Annotated in this window: 14 protein-coding genes; 11 read left to right on the top strand and 3 right to left on the bottom strand. The window is 52.7% G+C overall.

Annotation, left to right across the window (positions count from 1 at the left end):
* Positions 1–216 precede the first annotated feature (216 nt).
* From BLW37_RS08640 to BLW37_RS08650, 3 genes are all read left to right on the top strand, one after another.
* Positions 217–609, top strand: coding sequence for a glutaredoxin family protein (locus BLW37_RS08640; protein ID WP_091341890.1), 393 nt, complete (start codon positions 217–219; stop codon positions 607–609).
* A gap of 80 nt (positions 610–689) precedes the next feature.
* Positions 690–1,532 (top strand): hypothetical protein, encoded by an 843-nt coding sequence (locus tag BLW37_RS08645; RefSeq protein ID WP_091341892.1) that lies wholly within the window; start codon positions 690–692, stop codon positions 1,530–1,532.
* A 1-nt stretch (position 1,533) separates the two neighbouring features.
* Positions 1,534–1,977 carry a hypothetical protein gene (locus tag BLW37_RS08650; protein ID WP_091341893.1) on the top strand — a complete coding sequence of 148 codons (444 nt, stop codon included), beginning with the start codon at positions 1,534–1,536 and terminating at the stop codon, positions 1,975–1,977.
* Here BLW37_RS08650 and BLW37_RS08655 read toward each other — a convergent pair.
* Positions 1,974–2,702, bottom strand: a complete 729-nt coding sequence (locus BLW37_RS08655) for an SIMPL domain-containing protein (RefSeq protein WP_245785664.1) — start codon at positions 2,700–2,702, stop codon at positions 1,974–1,976. The two genes, BLW37_RS08650 and BLW37_RS08655, sit on opposite strands and share 4 nt — an antisense overlap.
* A 127-nt stretch (positions 2,703–2,829) precedes the next feature.
* A complete protein-coding gene (locus BLW37_RS08660; RefSeq protein WP_091341895.1) occupies positions 2,830–4,116 on the bottom strand; it encodes a serpin family protein in 1,287 nt (428 codons plus the stop codon).
* Between the two features lie 136 nt (positions 4,117–4,252).
* Between BLW37_RS08660 and gloA2 the strand changes: the two genes are divergently transcribed.
* From gloA2 to BLW37_RS08695, 6 genes are all read left to right on the top strand, one after another.
* Positions 4,253–4,636, top strand: a complete 384-nt coding sequence (gene gloA2 / locus BLW37_RS08665; protein WP_091342051.1) for an SMU1112c/YaeR family gloxylase I-like metalloprotein — start codon at positions 4,253–4,255, stop codon at positions 4,634–4,636.
* A 156-nt stretch (positions 4,637–4,792) separates the two neighbouring features.
* Positions 4,793–5,698 (top strand): Ssp4 family T6SS effector, encoded by a 906-nt coding sequence (gene ssp4, locus BLW37_RS18605; protein WP_139243685.1) that lies wholly within the window; start codon positions 4,793–4,795, stop codon positions 5,696–5,698.
* Between the two features lie 673 nt (positions 5,699–6,371).
* Positions 6,372–6,701: a PadR family transcriptional regulator gene (locus BLW37_RS08680; RefSeq protein WP_091341900.1), complete on the top strand. Its 330-nt coding sequence runs from the start codon at positions 6,372–6,374 to the stop codon at positions 6,699–6,701.
* Positions 6,702–6,703: 2 nt separating this feature from the next.
* Positions 6,704–7,639 carry an HAAS signaling domain-containing protein gene (locus tag BLW37_RS08685; protein WP_091341902.1) on the top strand — a complete coding sequence of 312 codons (936 nt, stop codon included), beginning with the start codon at positions 6,704–6,706 and terminating at the stop codon, positions 7,637–7,639.
* A gap of 130 nt (positions 7,640–7,769) precedes the next feature.
* Entirely contained in the window at positions 7,770–9,017 is a 1,248-nt protein-coding gene (gene sbcD, locus BLW37_RS08690; protein WP_091341904.1) for an exonuclease subunit SbcD, read from the top strand.
* Positions 9,014–12,748 carry an AAA family ATPase gene (locus BLW37_RS08695; protein WP_091341906.1) on the top strand — a complete coding sequence of 1,245 codons (3,735 nt, stop codon included), beginning with the start codon at positions 9,014–9,016 and terminating at the stop codon, positions 12,746–12,748. The genes sbcD and BLW37_RS08695 overlap by 4 nt, the downstream gene beginning before the upstream one ends.
* Here BLW37_RS08695 and BLW37_RS08700 read toward each other — a convergent pair.
* Positions 12,745–13,839, bottom strand: a complete 1,095-nt coding sequence (locus tag BLW37_RS08700) for a sulfite exporter TauE/SafE family protein (protein WP_091341907.1) — start codon at positions 13,837–13,839, stop codon at positions 12,745–12,747. The two genes, BLW37_RS08695 and BLW37_RS08700, sit on opposite strands and share 4 nt — an antisense overlap.
* A 129-nt stretch (positions 13,840–13,968) precedes the next feature.
* Here BLW37_RS08700 and BLW37_RS08705 point away from each other — a divergent pair, with 129 nt between their 5' ends.
* Entirely contained in the window at positions 13,969–14,508 is a 540-nt protein-coding gene (locus tag BLW37_RS08705) for a hypothetical protein (RefSeq protein WP_091341909.1), read from the top strand.
* Between the two features lie 34 nt (positions 14,509–14,542).
* The gene (glpK, locus tag BLW37_RS08710; RefSeq protein WP_091341911.1) at positions 14,543–16,051 is read left to right on the top strand and encodes a glycerol kinase GlpK; all 1,509 of its coding nucleotides are present in this window, start codon (positions 14,543–14,545) and stop codon (positions 16,049–16,051) included.
* Positions 16,052–16,111: the final 60 nt, after the last annotated feature.

The following is a 16,111-nucleotide window of genomic DNA, read 5'->3' on the forward strand; positions in this document are numbered from 1 at the left end:
TCACCTTTTTCACATTGGCTTAGATAGTAGCAAGAGTCTGATTATCCAAACAGCCATAACGCGGCAACTTGCAAGAAATGTAGGATCCACAACAACCCGTTCCGAATAAAGTGCCAACCAAGCAACGTGCTTTCGCAAGCGCTGTGTTTAAATAGCCGAATATGCTAAAATGCCGCTCCGAATACAGTAACTTGTTCGAAATCAATAGAGTCCTTTATGCGCGTTGTTGTCCGTTTATTTTTCCGTTCTATCCGCCTGATAGTAACTCCCTTTCTACTGCTTACTGAAAAGCTCAGTACACCAACACCGATAAAGCGTGATCCAAGCGCACAACTGGAGGTCGATCAAGCCTGCCAGCAGTTGGTGATGTATCAGTTTTTGGCCTGTCCTTTTTGCATCAAGGTACGTAAAGAAATAGCCCGACTTAACCTGAATATCGAAAAGCGGGATGCTCAGCACAATGCCGCTCACAGAGCGGAGCTTGAAGCAGGCGGTGGCCGGGTAAAGGTACCTTGTTTACGTATTGAGAATGAGCATAAAGAAGTACGCTGGCTGTATGAATCCAACGATATCATGGCTTATTTACAACAGCAGTTTGAGCCAAAATAGCTTGTCCCCCTTACAGCCAGGTTGATCTGGTCACGATTTGTACTAGAATCAAACGATTCTGTTACATTTGGTACCAGGCCATGGCCGTAGATCTTAGCAAAGCCCCCCATATTCTGGTGGTGCATGGTGTACAGACCGGCAGTAACCAGCAGATTTCACTGGATAAATCCGTTCGTCGGTTGGTAGATCGAGTGCTTGCAGCCAGCCACATCTGCGAAGATTATCAGGTGCTGCAATACCTGTATGAAGACAAAAACGACGCCCATCCCACCGTGCAACTTGGAAAACAACTGGCAACCGCCATTGCCCGTGGTCGACCACTAACCCGACGTGCCTTGACGATGACGGTAGATTTGATTGGCGATGTGGTGATAGCTGCCGGCCAGGCTAGTACAGCAGCGAGTATTCGCGCTGGACTGCGCCAGCAGATCCTGCAATCCCATCAGCAAGGCCACCGGGTACTGTTGCTGGCCCATAGCCTGGGCAGCTTTTATGCCTTGCAGGTACTGAACGAACTGATTGCAGAGCCCGGACTTTTTCAGGGCGAAGACCGTCGCCTCTGGCCAGTGCAGGGGCTGGTAACCATGGGTAGCCCGCTGGGGCTGGATTTACAAATCGGCCCCTGGCCCATCTTTCCAAAAGTCACCCTGCTTCCCCTCCCCGCACAACATGAGCGACTGCCCTGGCACAACTTTTACAGCCGACATGATCCCATCGTTAGCGGCCGGGTGTTTGGCAGTAAAGTTGAAGTAGAGGGCACAGAAGGGCCTCTCGAGCTGCGGTATCGCAAAGGCTGCGATGACAAAGGCTGGTTATTGCATGGTCATTACGTCAACACCGGTCAGCGCTGGTTACTGGCGCATACCGCTTACTGGCAAGATCCGTCATTAGGCTTACGTTTAGTAGCGATGCTTTGGGGGTAAAATGAAAACACTATTTTTTATACTGATACTGAGTTTGTCGGGCTGCAGCATCGTGCATTACACCGCCGAGGCCGATTTACCCGATACAGAAGCGCGGGCTGCTGTTTTGCATTACCGCCAAGGCGATAGCGTCCTGCACATCATACGCTGTGGCGCCCCACCACTGCTGTTGGTCGCGGGCTTGCAAGGCCAGGAGCCACTGCAAAGCCAGGACTATCGGGATAGCGCTGGAGCCAGCTGTCTGTTGTTGCAGCGCGCTGGCCAACCAGTGTTGCTCAACGAACTTAGCGCAGATCAAAACTACGACTTGGTGGTGCAATGCCAGCTTGCGCAGTTACCGGCAGCAAACAGTTATACCTTTAGCCCGCTTGAGCGCAAGCGCCAGTGGCTTTGGCCTGGAAATGCAGCGCCCTGGACACCCAGCCCCTGCGTTGACAAAGATTAAGGCTCCAGCCGGTAAATCACGTTCACCGATTGCTGAATACGGATGTGCTTCGGCAGCACCAGGCTGCTTTCAGCCATATCGGCACTGGCGCGCATCTGCACCCCATAGACACCACTGCCCGCGCCAAAGCCAAAATCAGAGCTTAAGCTGCCCCAGCTTCGGCTACCTTCACTGATGGCAAAGACCGAGTGAATGCCAGCTCCCTGAGCTTTTGCCAACCGTTCAGCGCGCTGACGGGCATCGGCCCCGGCCTTGGCCATCAGCTCCTGCTCCAGTTGCTCTTTCTTGCTGGTTTCAAACTGGCCCTGGATTGAGAAGATATGCGGCTGCTTGAATAAGTGATCCATAATAGCGATGTAATGCTCAATGCTGCGCAGCTGCACAAATACGGGCTGGGTCGCCGCATAACCGGTAATCACGCGGCTGCTGTAATCCTGATAAGTTGCCTCTTTGTTGATCTGAGCCGCTTCTATATCCCCCAGCTCCACCCCTTTGCTTTGTAAATAGCTTAGCAAGCTGCGCCCTTGCTGGTACACCGAACTGGTAGCCGCATCCGCTGTTTCGGCATTGGCGCGGATCACCAAGGAAATACGGGCCGAATCCGGCGCCACTTCCATTTGGGCAGAGCCGGTCACTGTTACAAAAGGAAAATCTGGCACCGGGCTGGCTTGAGTTGCAAACGGAATCAAGGCACTTAGGGCCACAGTTACTAGCATGGTTCGCATGGTAAAACCTCATCAAGAAACGCTGATATCTGGCCCAGCATAGCCAGGCAGCGTGAACCCTGCCTTAACTGTTGGCCATCCAGCAATGCCGTTACTGGATGGCAAGATGCAGAGTCAGAATCCGAACTTAAGGCTGCAGTATACGTCCCATAAACAAAATGGAACCGGTGTCCTGCTCTTCAATCAGATAGATAAAGGGACGATTGACTGTCAGTACAGCCGGAGGTGGGGCACTGGTGACGCCCATCTCCACAGCAGTTGCCGCAGCTGCTTCAGTCCCATATTCATCCACATCAATGACAGCCTGATGCACCGCCGAGCCAACAAACAGAGATTGTGTACCATCGATACCGGAAAAGTCAGCACTGCCGGGTTGAAACGCCTCGTGCATACCGAAATCCTGCAACACGGTTTTTAAATTGAGTTCGTGTTGCCATTGAAACTTCGGCAGCTTCAGATCCACCAAATGCTCACTCAGTTGCTGACGGATCTGCTGCAGCCGATTCAGGTTCAGCTCAGCCTCAAAGGCGGCGAAGTTGCCTTCAGCCGGTACCAGCACCAGCATAGCAAACTGCTGATTGGCATAGGCTAAACGAATAACCTGATAGCCAGCACCTTCCGCATACAAGGCTCTAACTGCATTCTGCTGCATCAGCGGAACCTGTACTGCACTGCCATCCAAAAGGAAAAAGTCTGCCTGCTGGGTATCTGCTGGTTTAAATGGCTGCGCCCAGTTTGCTTTGAAAAACATGGTGTTTAACAACATCAGCCGGGTATCTGTGGTCACGCTGCCATCAGATAACAGTTCAGTAAGTTTGCCTTCGGTTTGTTCAGCTACCCAGTTGTTAATCGTTGATCTGGCTTTGTCAGGTTGCTCTTTAAAATCAATCTGATGCACACCTGCGTCGTAATGCACTGCCAACAGATCCAGGTACTCAGGCAGCACAACATAACTTTGCTCTAACCAGCTGGCCTGAGTGAGGTTGAAGGTGATAGGGTAATCACCTGTAGTGGCAGTCTCATGCAACCGTAACAGCAATTTATTGATGGCTGAGTGCAGTTGTTCATCCGGCAGCTGGAAATTTAGTGCCGTTGCCATTTCCGTAGCCGTCTGCTGACGGGCTCCGGCGTAGCTCATGGCCATCGCCAGTGATACAGACACAGGGGCAAAGAACAGGTTTTCATTTTTTCCGGCCTGCCACTGGTAAAGCTTTAAAGCAAAGTCATTGTTGTTATCAATGAACTGCTCAAATGCAGCCGCACTGATCTGGGGCTGCAAATCCCTGGGCAAGTTGGATTGACTGTACTGATAACCAACAGGCGCAGGCTCTTGTTGTACCGGTGGTGCAACAGAGTCCGAATCGCCGCAACCTGTGATAACCAGCGCTGCAAAAACAAGGCTCAGATATCGCATCGCATCCTCCTTAATAATGAGCTATGAGTTTAGACGCCAGATAGAGACATCAGTATAGGCCTGCGCACCGTGAAAACTGTGATTAAGTGTTATAGAATCTATCGCATTCTGTACTTCCTAAATGATTGAGATTGCTATGCTCCAAGGCATTCATCACCTGGCCATTATTTGCTCCGATTATCAGCGCTCAAAAACCTTCTATCATCAGCTGTTGCAACTACCTATCCTGGCAGAAAACTACCGGGCAGAGCGCAACTCCTGGAAGCTGGATTTGCAACTGCCGGACGGCAGTCAGCTGGAGCTGTTTTCTTTCCCGGCCCCGCCGCCAAGGCCGAGCCAACCCGAAGCGCAAGGACTGCGTCATTTAGCCTTTGTGGTGGAGGATGTCGCCAAGGTGAAAGCTTATCTGGAACAGCAAGGTGTCGCCGTCGAGCCCATTCGCATCGATCCCTACACCGACAAAGCCTTCACCTTCTTTCAGGATCCGGATGGATTGCCACTGGAGCTGTATCAGGCTTAGTTATATTTCAGTTTGCAGTTAATTTTGCAAAATATAGTGTTTTTCTGTGTACGCAGACAGGATTAAATTGACACTAAAAACCCAAGCATTTAACATCCCGGAAACAATAGAGAGGTAAAGTTTAAAAACCTAGATTTTCAGCAAAGGGACTTATAAATGGCTTCATCACTACCGCTTGGCTTCAATTCATATAATGAACAAAACCTTCGTCGTCGTTTGTCTCATCTAATTAATCAAGACCGTCTGTTCAGGGCAATTGATGATGATATTTCTCTTGTTGGTGCTGGAGTTATGTTCATTGATAGTCGAGGTACTGCGGTCACCCTAAGGGAATTTGAACCACTTTGTTTTATTAAACCAGTAAATATTGTGCTTCGTGAGCCACCTATAGGCCTTTCCGCATCAACTTATATATCTGAAGTAAAGAATAACCCACGAGAAAGTCGTATAGTATCTGAAGCCGCAGGGGCTGTTTTATCATGTGGTGCCGCAGCCCTTAGCTGGTTTGTCGTTTTTACATCTGGCGCTGCAATTCCTTTCAGTGGTGGTAGTTCGAGTGTTTTCACTGTAATGGCCTATGGCGCAGCAGCTGCAAGCTCCATACAGTGCGGCAACAGCATCATGCGAACTAGAAACGAGATTGTAGCCCCAAACAGAAACGACGAGCTTGATAGCGAACTTTGGTACCAAAACGCAACTATGGCACTTGATATAATCTCCATCGGTGGGGCGACCACTGCTGGTTTAATGACTATACGTGGTATCAAAGTTCTTAATGCTAGCGGTATCCCAACCCGCGAAGCATTACAAGGCTTGAACCGTCAACAACGTCGGCGCTTGTCCAGAGAAATAGCCCGCTCAAATGCACCAGGCATTTCAAACTCTACCCTCAAAATGATGGAAAGAGCCGGCCAGATTGAGCGTCGCTATTCCAATGCGGCAATTCAAGCAACAACACTTCGTCAAATCAAAGATGCAACAGGTGCAGGTCTGGCATATGCTGGAAGTGCTCTCGGGGGTAGCTTTAGACAATTAGCGATTGTAGTAGTTAAGGAAGAATAGTGTCCAAAAAGAAAAGTCACCAAAATAGAAGCGTCTTACCAGAGTATCAGATGCTCCCAACTGGTATCTGGCATATGCTTACGGCCGTTTTATTGATGGTTATTTGCCTCTCACTCGCGGTGTTCTTGACATCCTCCTTGCTGTCGTCTTGGTTAAATGAGCACTCACTGGTCTACTTTGAGCTTGGTTCAATAGTCATACTGATGCTTATCCTGGCAACAGCAACCTTTTTGGTCACAAGAGGAAGGTCCGTTTTCCATGGGTTTCTGATTTGGTTTAACAGAGCATGCCTTACCACTTTGCTTGTCGGTACCTTGCTTGCCTTCCTTGCTGGCACATATGGCGTTGGCTTAACTGGATTGGTAGGAATAACTATGGCTAGTCTCGCACATCAATTGTATGGTTCTTCAAAATACCGCCAAGGCGTAGAGCACTACCGAAAAATTTGGAGCTACCATCGTTCAGTCGGCTCTCAAAAGTGAAAACAGCCAGATAGCTTCACTCCATGCATGCTTTAATGCCCTAAATTCACGATAGCCGGCCCTGTGCCGGCTTTTTTGTGGCTGGTACAAAAAATAACCATTATCACGCTTGACACCGTTACTGTGTGTCACCTAGTATATGATTACTGTGTCACATACAGTATGTGACACACAGTAAGCAGGAACCAACAATGACCACAGCGCAACTGGACAAAATGCGGCTGGAACTGCGGCGCGGCGTGCTGGTACTGGCAGTACTGGGTTCGCTGAAAGCCCCCCACTACGGCTACTCGCTGCGCAAGCAACTGCAGGACGCTGGCATCGATATCGATGAAGGCACCCTGTACCCGCTGGTACGACGGCTGGCCGATCAGGGCCTGCTGGACAGCGAATGGCGCCAGGGGGAAGGCCGGGAGCGGCGCTATTACCAGCTATCGGAAGTAGGAGCGGAGTTGCTGACGCAGCTAACGCAGGAATGGCAACAACTGAATAAGGCCTTAGGGCCACTACTGGAGCACTAGCCATGGACTTACTGGAACGCTATTTAGCCGCCGTGCAGCAAGAATTGCCTGCCGACAAGCAGCAGGATGTGACACGCGAATTGAAAGCAAACATTCTTGATCAGGTGGATGCGCTACGCGAACAAACACCAGAGCAATCCGATGAAGAGCACTTGTTGCAAGTGCTGCAAGAGTTGGGGCCCCCCAAACAGATGGCCTATCAGTTTCATCCGCCACAACCCTTGATCCGAGCCGATCTGATACCATTATTTCGCTTTACCCTTTTTATGGTGTTGGGCATTATTTTTCTGATTAATCTGGTGCAATCGACCCTGCTCTGGCTAGGGCATGAGCAGATGGGGCTGCTTTTGCTGTTAAAACACATGGGTAGTGGATTTATTGGCGATGCAACCTTAGCGTTTACAGCAATCACGTTGGGGTTTTGGTCGATGAGCCTGGAGCAAAAAACGCGTTGCACGGCACAACAGAGCTGGGACCCGTTACAGCTACCGCAACTGAATCACCGCTGGCAACGGATCTCATTGAGTGATGTATTTCACGATTTGGCGACCTACCTCTTTTTGCTCATTTTGATTTGGTATCCGCTGTGGGGTGAGGTCGTCATGTCCGTAGAACTCAGTATGGGTAGTCGTTTTCTACTGCAAGCCTTTAGCCCCTTGCTGCTGCTTGGTATCGCACTCAGTCTTTGGCAACTCAAACAGCGCTACTGGACTGAAGCTTTGCTGAAATGCAACCTGGTACTAAATGCCTTACTGGTGACTGCAATTTTAATCCTGGCCTGGACCAGTCCGTTTTTCAGCAGTGTGCCAGAACAGCTGTCCTGGATAACGGCTGAGCAACTGGAGCGCAGCATGACGATTAGCTTGCTGATCATTGCCCTCTTTCCTGGTTGGGAAGTCATTCGTGACTGGCAACGCTTGCAGAAAGTGAGGGCGTAACACTCAGTCAGCCCATAAAACAGGCAGCCCGTACTGCCTGTTTTTTAGTTAAAAACCAGCAAAGCGTCCTACGAAATACCAACGCTATGGTAGTCTATGACCCAATGTATCAGTAAGCACAAAGCCTTGTATGAAAATCATTCACACCTCCGACTGGCACCTCGGCCAAAGCTTTTTCACCAAAAGCCGCAAAGCTGAGCATCAGGCGTTTTTGCACTGGCTGCTGGACCAAGCTGAACAACAACAGGTCGATGCCATTCTGGTAGCCGGTGATGTGTTTGATACCGGCACGCCGCCCAGCTATGCCCGCGAGTTGTACAACGAGTTCGTGGTGAGCTGCAACCGGCTGGGCGTTTGCCTGGTGGTGCTGGCTGGCAATCACGACTCGGTATCGGTATTGAATGAATCGCGTCAGCTGCTGGCTTGCCTGAATACCTATGTGGTGGCAAGTGTCACCGATGAACCAGCACAACAACTGCTGACCTTGCCTAAACGCGATGGCAGCCCAGGTGCCCTGCTGTGCGCCGTGCCTTTTGTCCGGCCGCGCGATGTGCTGCAAAGCCAGGCCGGGGACAGTGGCCTGGCCAAGCGCCAGGCGCTGGGGGAAGCCATTCAGCAGCATTACCAACAACTTTATCAGTTGGCCGTTCACAAGCGCACGGAACTGGCGCTTGCGCTGCCCATTATTGCCAGCGGGCACTTAAGCGCTGTAGGCGTTAGCCAGTCCGAATCGGTGCGGGATATTTACATTGGTACTTTGGATGGCTTTGCCGCTGATGCTTTTCCCCCGGCCGATTACATTGCACTGGGCCATATTCACCGGTCTCAGATCGTGGGTAAAAAGCCACACATCCGCTACAGCGGCTCGCCCATTCCACTGAGTTTCGATGAACTCGGCAGCGCCAAACAAGTACTGCTGGTGCAATTTAGCAAGGATCAGCTGGATAAAGTGACGCCGCTGGAAGTACCGCGCTTTCAGCCGATGGCGCTGTTAAAAGGCAACCTGAGCCAGCTTGAACAGCAACTGGCTGATTACCCTGCTAGCACCGGTCTGGCAGAAACTGACCGCGTCACCTGGCTCAGCATTGAAGTAGCGCTGGATGATTACTTGTCGGATTTGCAGCAGCGCATTCAGGCGCTCTGTGCCGATAAAGCGGTGGAAGTACTGCAGCTACGCCGGGCCCGCACCGCAAGGCGTCAGGCCCTGGAGCAGCAGCAAAAAGAAACCCTGAGCGAACTGACACCCAAGGAAGTATTTGCCCGGCGTCTTGAGCTGGAAAGCTTTGACGACGATACAGCCAAGGCGAGAAAAGAACGGCTGGAGCAACTATTCCAACAGATGCTGGCAGAGGTGCAAGCCGGGGAGACATCGGCATGAAGATCCTGTCGCTGCGATTTGCCAACTTAAACTCACTGAAAGGCCAGTGGCACATTGATTTTACCCAGCCACCTTTTGCCGATAACGGTCTTTTTGCCATTACCGGGCCAACTGGCGCTGGTAAAACCACCATTTTGGATGCGATTTGTCTGGCGCTGTATCACCAGACGCCACGGCTTGGCCTGATCACCCAAAACAGCAACGACATTATGACCCGCGGCAGTGCCGACTGCCTGGCTGAGGTGGAATTTGACGTCAAAGGCACCGTCTACCGGGCGCACTGGAGCATGCGTCGTGCCCGCGGCCAGGCCGATGGCAAGCTGCAACCGGCCGATGTTGAACTGGCCGAAGTCAGTAACGGTAAGGTGCTGGCCAGCCAACTCAAGCAGAAAAACGACCAGATCGAACAGCTCACTGGCCTGGATTTTGCCCGCTTCACCCGCTCGATGATGCTATCGCAAGGGCAGTTTGCCGCCTTTTTGCTGGCCAATGAAAGTGATCGCGCCGAACTACTGGAAGAGCTGACCGGCACCGATATCTATGGTTTGATCTCGATGCATGTGCACGATGCGCACAGTGAAGCGAGACAGCAGCTACAAGCACTTAGCGCCAGAGCCGATGGCATGCAACTACTGAGTGACGAGCAGCAAGCCGAACTTATACAGCAACAACACAGCCTGCAAAGCCAGCAACAACCGTTACGCCAGCAACAACAAGAACTTCGTGCCCAGCAAGAGTGGCTTAAAGCCAGCCAGCACAACCAGCAACAGCAACAGGATGCCAAGGCTGCTTTGTTGCATGCTGAGCAGGCACTCGAACAAGCCGCATCGGATCTGAAACGCCTGGCCGACAGCGAACCGGCTGAAGCCATCCGTGGCCTGTACCAGCGCTGGCAGGATAGCCAGCAGCATGAACAGCAAACCAAAGATCAACTGCAGGAGCGCCTGCAACTACAACCTGAACTAGCCACAGCGTTCAAAACGGCCGATGCCGAAGTACAGCAGTTGCAAAAATCGCTGCACGAAGCGAAAAACCAGCACAAAGCACTGCAACAGCTACTGAGCGAACAGGTGCTGCCGCTGGATCTCAGCCTGCAGCAACTAACAGCTCAACATCAGCAGCAAGGATCAGAACACGCCAGGCAGCAACAAAAGCTGCAGCAATTGCAGCAACAACACCACGACAAACTGCAACTACTGACCGAACAGACCACCGCGGTGCAGCAACTTGAGCACTACCTGCAGCAGCATAAAGCCGATGAAGCACTCGGCCGCGAGCTGGGCCGTTTGCACGAACAGCACCGTAGCTGTCAGCAGTTGCAACAACGGCTGGCAGACAAGCAGCAACAGCTGGCTAGTTATCAGCAACACATCGCTGACATCAGCTCGCAGCAAACAGCACAACACAGCGCGGTGCAAACACTGCAGACCAAACAGCAACAGGCTGAACAGCAACTTGAGCAGGCCCGCCAGGCTCTGCTCAATGCCCAGCAAGGCAGCAGCCTGGAACAAGACGAAAGCGAGCGTGATGCCATTAACCAGCAGCTGCCGTTATTGCATGCCTTGCAGCAATTGCAGCAGCGTTACCAGCAGAATAATGCGCAGCAACAGGAAAAACAGCAGCAGTTGCAACAGCTCACCAGCCAACGTACACAGCTACAACAGCAGCACAAAACACTGGCAGCACAGTATCGTCAGCAACGCCAACTGACCGAAGCACTCAGCACCCTGGTGACTCAGGATGAACAGCTGGCGCAGTACCGGGCAGAGCTTGAGCCTGGCAACCCCTGCCCGCTCTGTGGCAGCGAACAGCACCCTGCCCTGCATAAAAATGACCATGAGCAAGAACACAGCTCAGGCGAACCGTCTGCTGGCAATCATATTCAGCAACGCGATCAGGCCCTTTCGGAGCTGGCGACCCTGGAAGAACAAGGCAAGCAGCTTCGCAGTGAGCTGGATAGCTGTGAGCGTCATCTGACAGAGCTGCAAACAACTCAGGAAAGGCTGACCACTGAACAACAACAGCTGCAAAACGATTGGCAGCTGCAGCTGGCGGAGCAATCAGCACGGCAGACAGCACCGGCTATCAGCGCCCCAGCTATCAGTGACAGTTCGGCGATGAGCGCACTGCTCGCCAGCAAACAGGACCAGCTAAAGCTGCTTAGCGGCCGTATCCAGCAACTACGTGCGCTTGGCCATGCACTGCAGCAACAGCAACAACAGGGCCAGCAACTGGACAACCAGCTGCAGCAAGCCCGGCAGCAACAACAGCTGCTTGCAGAGCGGCTGGCACAGCAACAACAAAACCTCAGCACAGAACAGCAAGAGCTTGGCACGCTTCAACAGCAGCTGGATGCTCAATGGCAGCAGTTAACCCAACGGGTGCAGGCGCAGCTGCAGATCATGCCTGCAGCAGCCGATTTTGCGGATTTCCTGGCACAAAAACAAAAAGATGCCGATCGTTGGCAGCAACAGCAGCAACAACTGCACGCCTTAAAGCCGCAACTGGAACGTCATCAGAGCGACTGCCATTACTTGGAGCAACAGCAGCAGGAACTCAAACAACTGCTGGAAAAGCTAACCACAACACTTCAGGCCAGCGAAGCCGAACTCAAGCAGCTTGGTGACAAACGGCAACAACTGTTTGCCGACAAAGACCCGGCCACCGAGCGTAAGCGAAGTGAGCAACAATTAGAGCAACTGGAACACAAACAGCAACAGGCCGGGCAACAACAACAGCAGCACCAGCAGGCATTGCAGCAGCTGGAAGCCAGCATTCGGAGCCTGCAGGACAGTGTGCAGCAATGGCAGCAGCGCACGAAAGAGCAGCAGCAGGCCTTTACCGAGGTACTCAACAAGTCAGTGTTTGCCGATGAACAAGCCTTTTTAAATGCCTTGCTCTCACCAGAAGCCAAGCAACAATTAACACAACTGCGCGAGCAATTGCAGCGACAAAAACAGCAAGCGGACTTTGCCATGCAGCAAGCTGAACAACGGTTGCAACAGCTGCAGCAGGATCCAAAAGCAAGCCACTATGCTGCCAGCTCTGTCGCTGACACCGAGCAGCAACTGCAATCGGTGTATGAACAACTGGATAGCCTGAACCAGCAACTCGGCAGTATCACCGGCCAGCTGCAGCAAGATACGCGCTTACGCAGCGAGCAGCAGCAGTTGCTGGCGCAAATAACCGAGCAACAAGCCCAGCTGGATGATTTGAGCTACCTGCATGCCCTGATTGGCTCTCGTGATGGCGCTAAATTCCGTAAGTTTGCCCAGGGTTTGACGCTGGATCATTTAATCCATCTGGCCAACCGCCAGCTGGAGCGGCTGCATGGCCGCTACCAATTGCAACGCAAAGCCGGTGAAGGATTAGAGCTCTGCGTACTGGATACCTGGCAAGGCGATACGGTGCGCGATACCAAAACCCTGTCGGGCGGCGAAAGTTTCCTGGTTAGTCTGGCGCTCGCGCTGGCACTGTCGGATCTGGTCAGTCACAAAACCAGCATCGATTCGCTGTTTTTGGATGAAGGTTTTGGCACTTTGGACAGCGAAACGCTGGATATTGCGCTGGATGCATTGGATAACCTCAATGCCAGCGGCAAGATGATTGGGGTGATTAGCCATATTGAAGCGATGAAAGAGCGCATCCCCACCCAACTGGTGGTGACGCGTAAAAGTGGCCTGGGTGAAAGCCGCCTGGCAAGCCGCTATGCGGTGACCACTGCGGGTTAGAGCGGCGATGCTTTTGAATCGGACGTTTCTGGCGCAAGTTCCGGTAGCAGAGTCCCCTTTTGGGTGCCTGCTTGAGTCTGAACAAACTCCAGACGCTCACCCGCCAAACGAGCACCAAAACGGCGCAGGTGTTCAAAGCCAAACAGGCAAATAGCCACTGCCAGCAAAGCTACAGCCATGCCACCAACACCCAGCACGCTTTGCTCGGAGTACAGGGTCCAGACAAACTGGCCAACACAAAGGGTGGATACCACCAACAAGGTTGGCTTGCGGCCAATTTTCGCCACAATATAAACCCCTAAAGGTGCCCCCAAAGCGACTACAGGGGCGGCAGCCAGCCAGTTTTCAAACACGCCGGGCGCAAGGCCAGGGCCAAGCACCACTTTAATCAGCACACCCAGCACCGAGGCAAAGGCCATAATCACCACCGAAGTAGGAATGGCGATTTTAAGATCAGCCCGGCTAATCAGCACCAAAGCAGTATAAAGCACCATATCAATGCCAACGCCGGTCACCGAGACCACTAAAGCGCCCGCCAGTACCCCGATATTCAGCCCGAGCCGAAAGTCCCAGCGCTCGTCAAATTCGGTCATGCCACTATGGCCGGCAATTTCCTGCAAGCGCCACAGGTGCAGCACGCCAAAGCTGGCCCACACCACCGCAAACAGCAGTTTGATCCACAGTTCCGGCACCAGAGGTGCTAACAGAAAGATACCCAGCGGCAAGCCCAGCAGACAGCCGAGCATGGCGCCTTTCAGCATGGCCCAGGCGATCGGCTGTCGCCTTGCCAGAATAAAAATACTGGCGCTGACCATGCCAATGGATTGAATGGCAAAACTAAAATCACGGCCCAGGCTGGCAGGTAGCTCAAACAACAATACCAGCACCGGAAAACCAACGGTGCCTCCCCCCATCGGGGTGGAGCCGGCGGCGTAGCTGCCAATCGCCATCGCCAGTGCCATTGGCCAGTGCTCCAGCGCTACCGGCCACAGCCCCCGGCCCAGCATTAAATAGCCCCAGGCACTGAAAAACAGCGCCAGCCAAAGCAACCAAAGCCACAGTCGGGGTTTGCCAGCGGCATGCATCGTCATAGCAAAGGTTCGTTTCAACCACAGAAGACAGCCATCATAGAGTAAGGATGCCAGGCAGGCAATGGTGCTGGACAGGCTGCCAAAGCTGACTTAGGCTAAAGCAATGACACCCAACAGAAATCACAGGACATGACACTCTCTATTTCCGAAACTGCCGTCGTGAAAGGCACCGGCCAGCCCTGGTCGCACTGGCAAAGCTGGCTGCACAGCATTCACGCCAGTGAGTTAACACACAAAGAGATTGCCAGCAAGCTGGCCGAACAGCCCGGCATCAGCGGCTGGTGGGCGCAAATGCTGGCAGTGCAATTTGAGCAGAGCATTGGCCGCCGGGTGGCAGGTCAGGACTGCAGCGGCAGCTTTAGTGTCTCGGTCAGCAAAACCCTGGGCGGCAGCATGGATGATGCACTGGCTTGCTGGCAACAATTGGTGCAGGGCTGCACTGATTTTTCCGATATCGCCATCAGTCGTGGGCCGGATATCAGCTCGACCGAGAAGTGGCGTTACTGGCGCTGTGGACTGGCCGATGGTTCACGGGTGAATATCAACATTTACCAGAAAAGCCCGGATAAAGCCTCGTTGACGGTCCAGCATGACAAACTGGAATCCAGCGAACAGGTAGAGCATTGGCGGGCGTATTGGAAAGAGCGGCTAAAAACGCTTAACACCTGAACGAAATTCCTTGGTACCTGAGGTCAGCAACATCATGTCGGATTACATCATAGCCATTGATCAGGGCACCACCTCCAGTAGGGCAGTACTGTACGATCGCCAGTTGTCCCCACAGGCCAGTTGTAATGAGGAGTTACCGCTAAGTTACCCTCAAACCGGTTGGGTCGAACAGGATCCGGAGGTGATCTGGCAAAGCGTGCTGAACTGCATCCGGCAACTGCTGCAACAAAATGGCATCCAGGCCAAACAAGTCGCTGCGCTGGCGCTGACCAACCAGCGGGAAACCACCCTGCTGTGGGATAAAAAAACCGGTAAAACCTTGTATCCGGCTATTGTCTGGCAAGACCGACGCACGGCCGATCTGTGCCAGGAACTGAAACAAAAGCATGAAGACAGCATCCGCGCTAAAACCGGTTTGCTGGCTGATCCCTATTTCTCTGCCACTAAGCTGCAGTGGCTGCTGGAGCACCTGCCCGACGCGCGCAATCGCGCTGAGTCCGGTGAACTGTGTTTTGGCACCATCGATAGTTTTTTGTTGTGGCGCTTAACCGATGGCAAAGTGCATGCTACCGAAGCCAGTAACGCCAGTCGTACCCTGCTGTTTAATATCCATCAGCAGCAATGGGATCAGGAGCTGCTGCAGCTCTTTGCCATTCCAGCAGCTGTTTTGCCGCAAGTGCACGACAGTGCCGGCGACTTCGGCTGCTGCAATACCGAGTTATTTAATCACCCCATCCCAATTGTCAGCCTACTGGGCGATCAACAGGCGGCTTTGTTGGGCCAAGCATGCGTCGAGCCAGGGATGCTGAAAAGTACCTATGGCACCGGCTGCTTTGCCATGGTGAATACCGGGGCAAAGGCCTTGCACAGCAAACATCAGTTGTTAACTACGGTAGCCTGGCGCCTTAAAGGGGAATGCAGCTATGCGCTGGAAGGCAGTATCTTTATGGCCGGGGCTACCGTGCAATGGCTGCGCGATAAGCTTGGTATCATTCAACAAGCCAGCGAAACTGAAACACTGGCTAACGGCGTGGATTATCAGCAAAGCGAGTTATTGATCCCAGCCTTTACCGGCCTTGGCGCGCCTTACTGGCAACCTAAAGTGCAAGCAGCGCTGTTTGGCCTAAGCCGTAATAGCGGCCGTGAGGAAATCTGCGCCGCAGCGCTGCGCAGTGTCGCTTATCAAACGCAGGATTTGCTGCTGGCGATGGAGAAAGATGGCATTACCATCGCCGATATCCGGGTCGATGGTGGCATGACGGTCAATCGGTGGTTCTTGCAAGCCCTGGCCGATTTAACCCAGCACAGTATCAGCCAAAGCAAAATCAGCGATGCCACGGCTTTTGGCACCGCCTTTCTGGCAGCCTGGCAGCTTGGTTGGTTTAGCACGCTTGATGCTATCCAACCACTTTGGCAGAGCGCAGCACAATTCACCCCACAATTAAACCCAGAGCAGCAAAGCATTTGTTATCAGAACTGGAGCTCGGCCATTGACCGTTTGCTGGCAGAGCCGCCAAGAGACCAAGGCATGCAGAAAAAGTAGTGATGTTTGCTGTTAAATCCAGCAATCGCTATCGCTTAGACTTGATTCGATGCCGCAATG

Origin of the sequence: Alkalimonas amylolytica (assembly GCF_900107845.1) — a bacterium.
In the GTDB taxonomy this organism is placed as follows: Bacteria; Pseudomonadota; Gammaproteobacteria; order Enterobacterales; family Alteromonadaceae; genus Alkalimonas; species Alkalimonas amylolytica.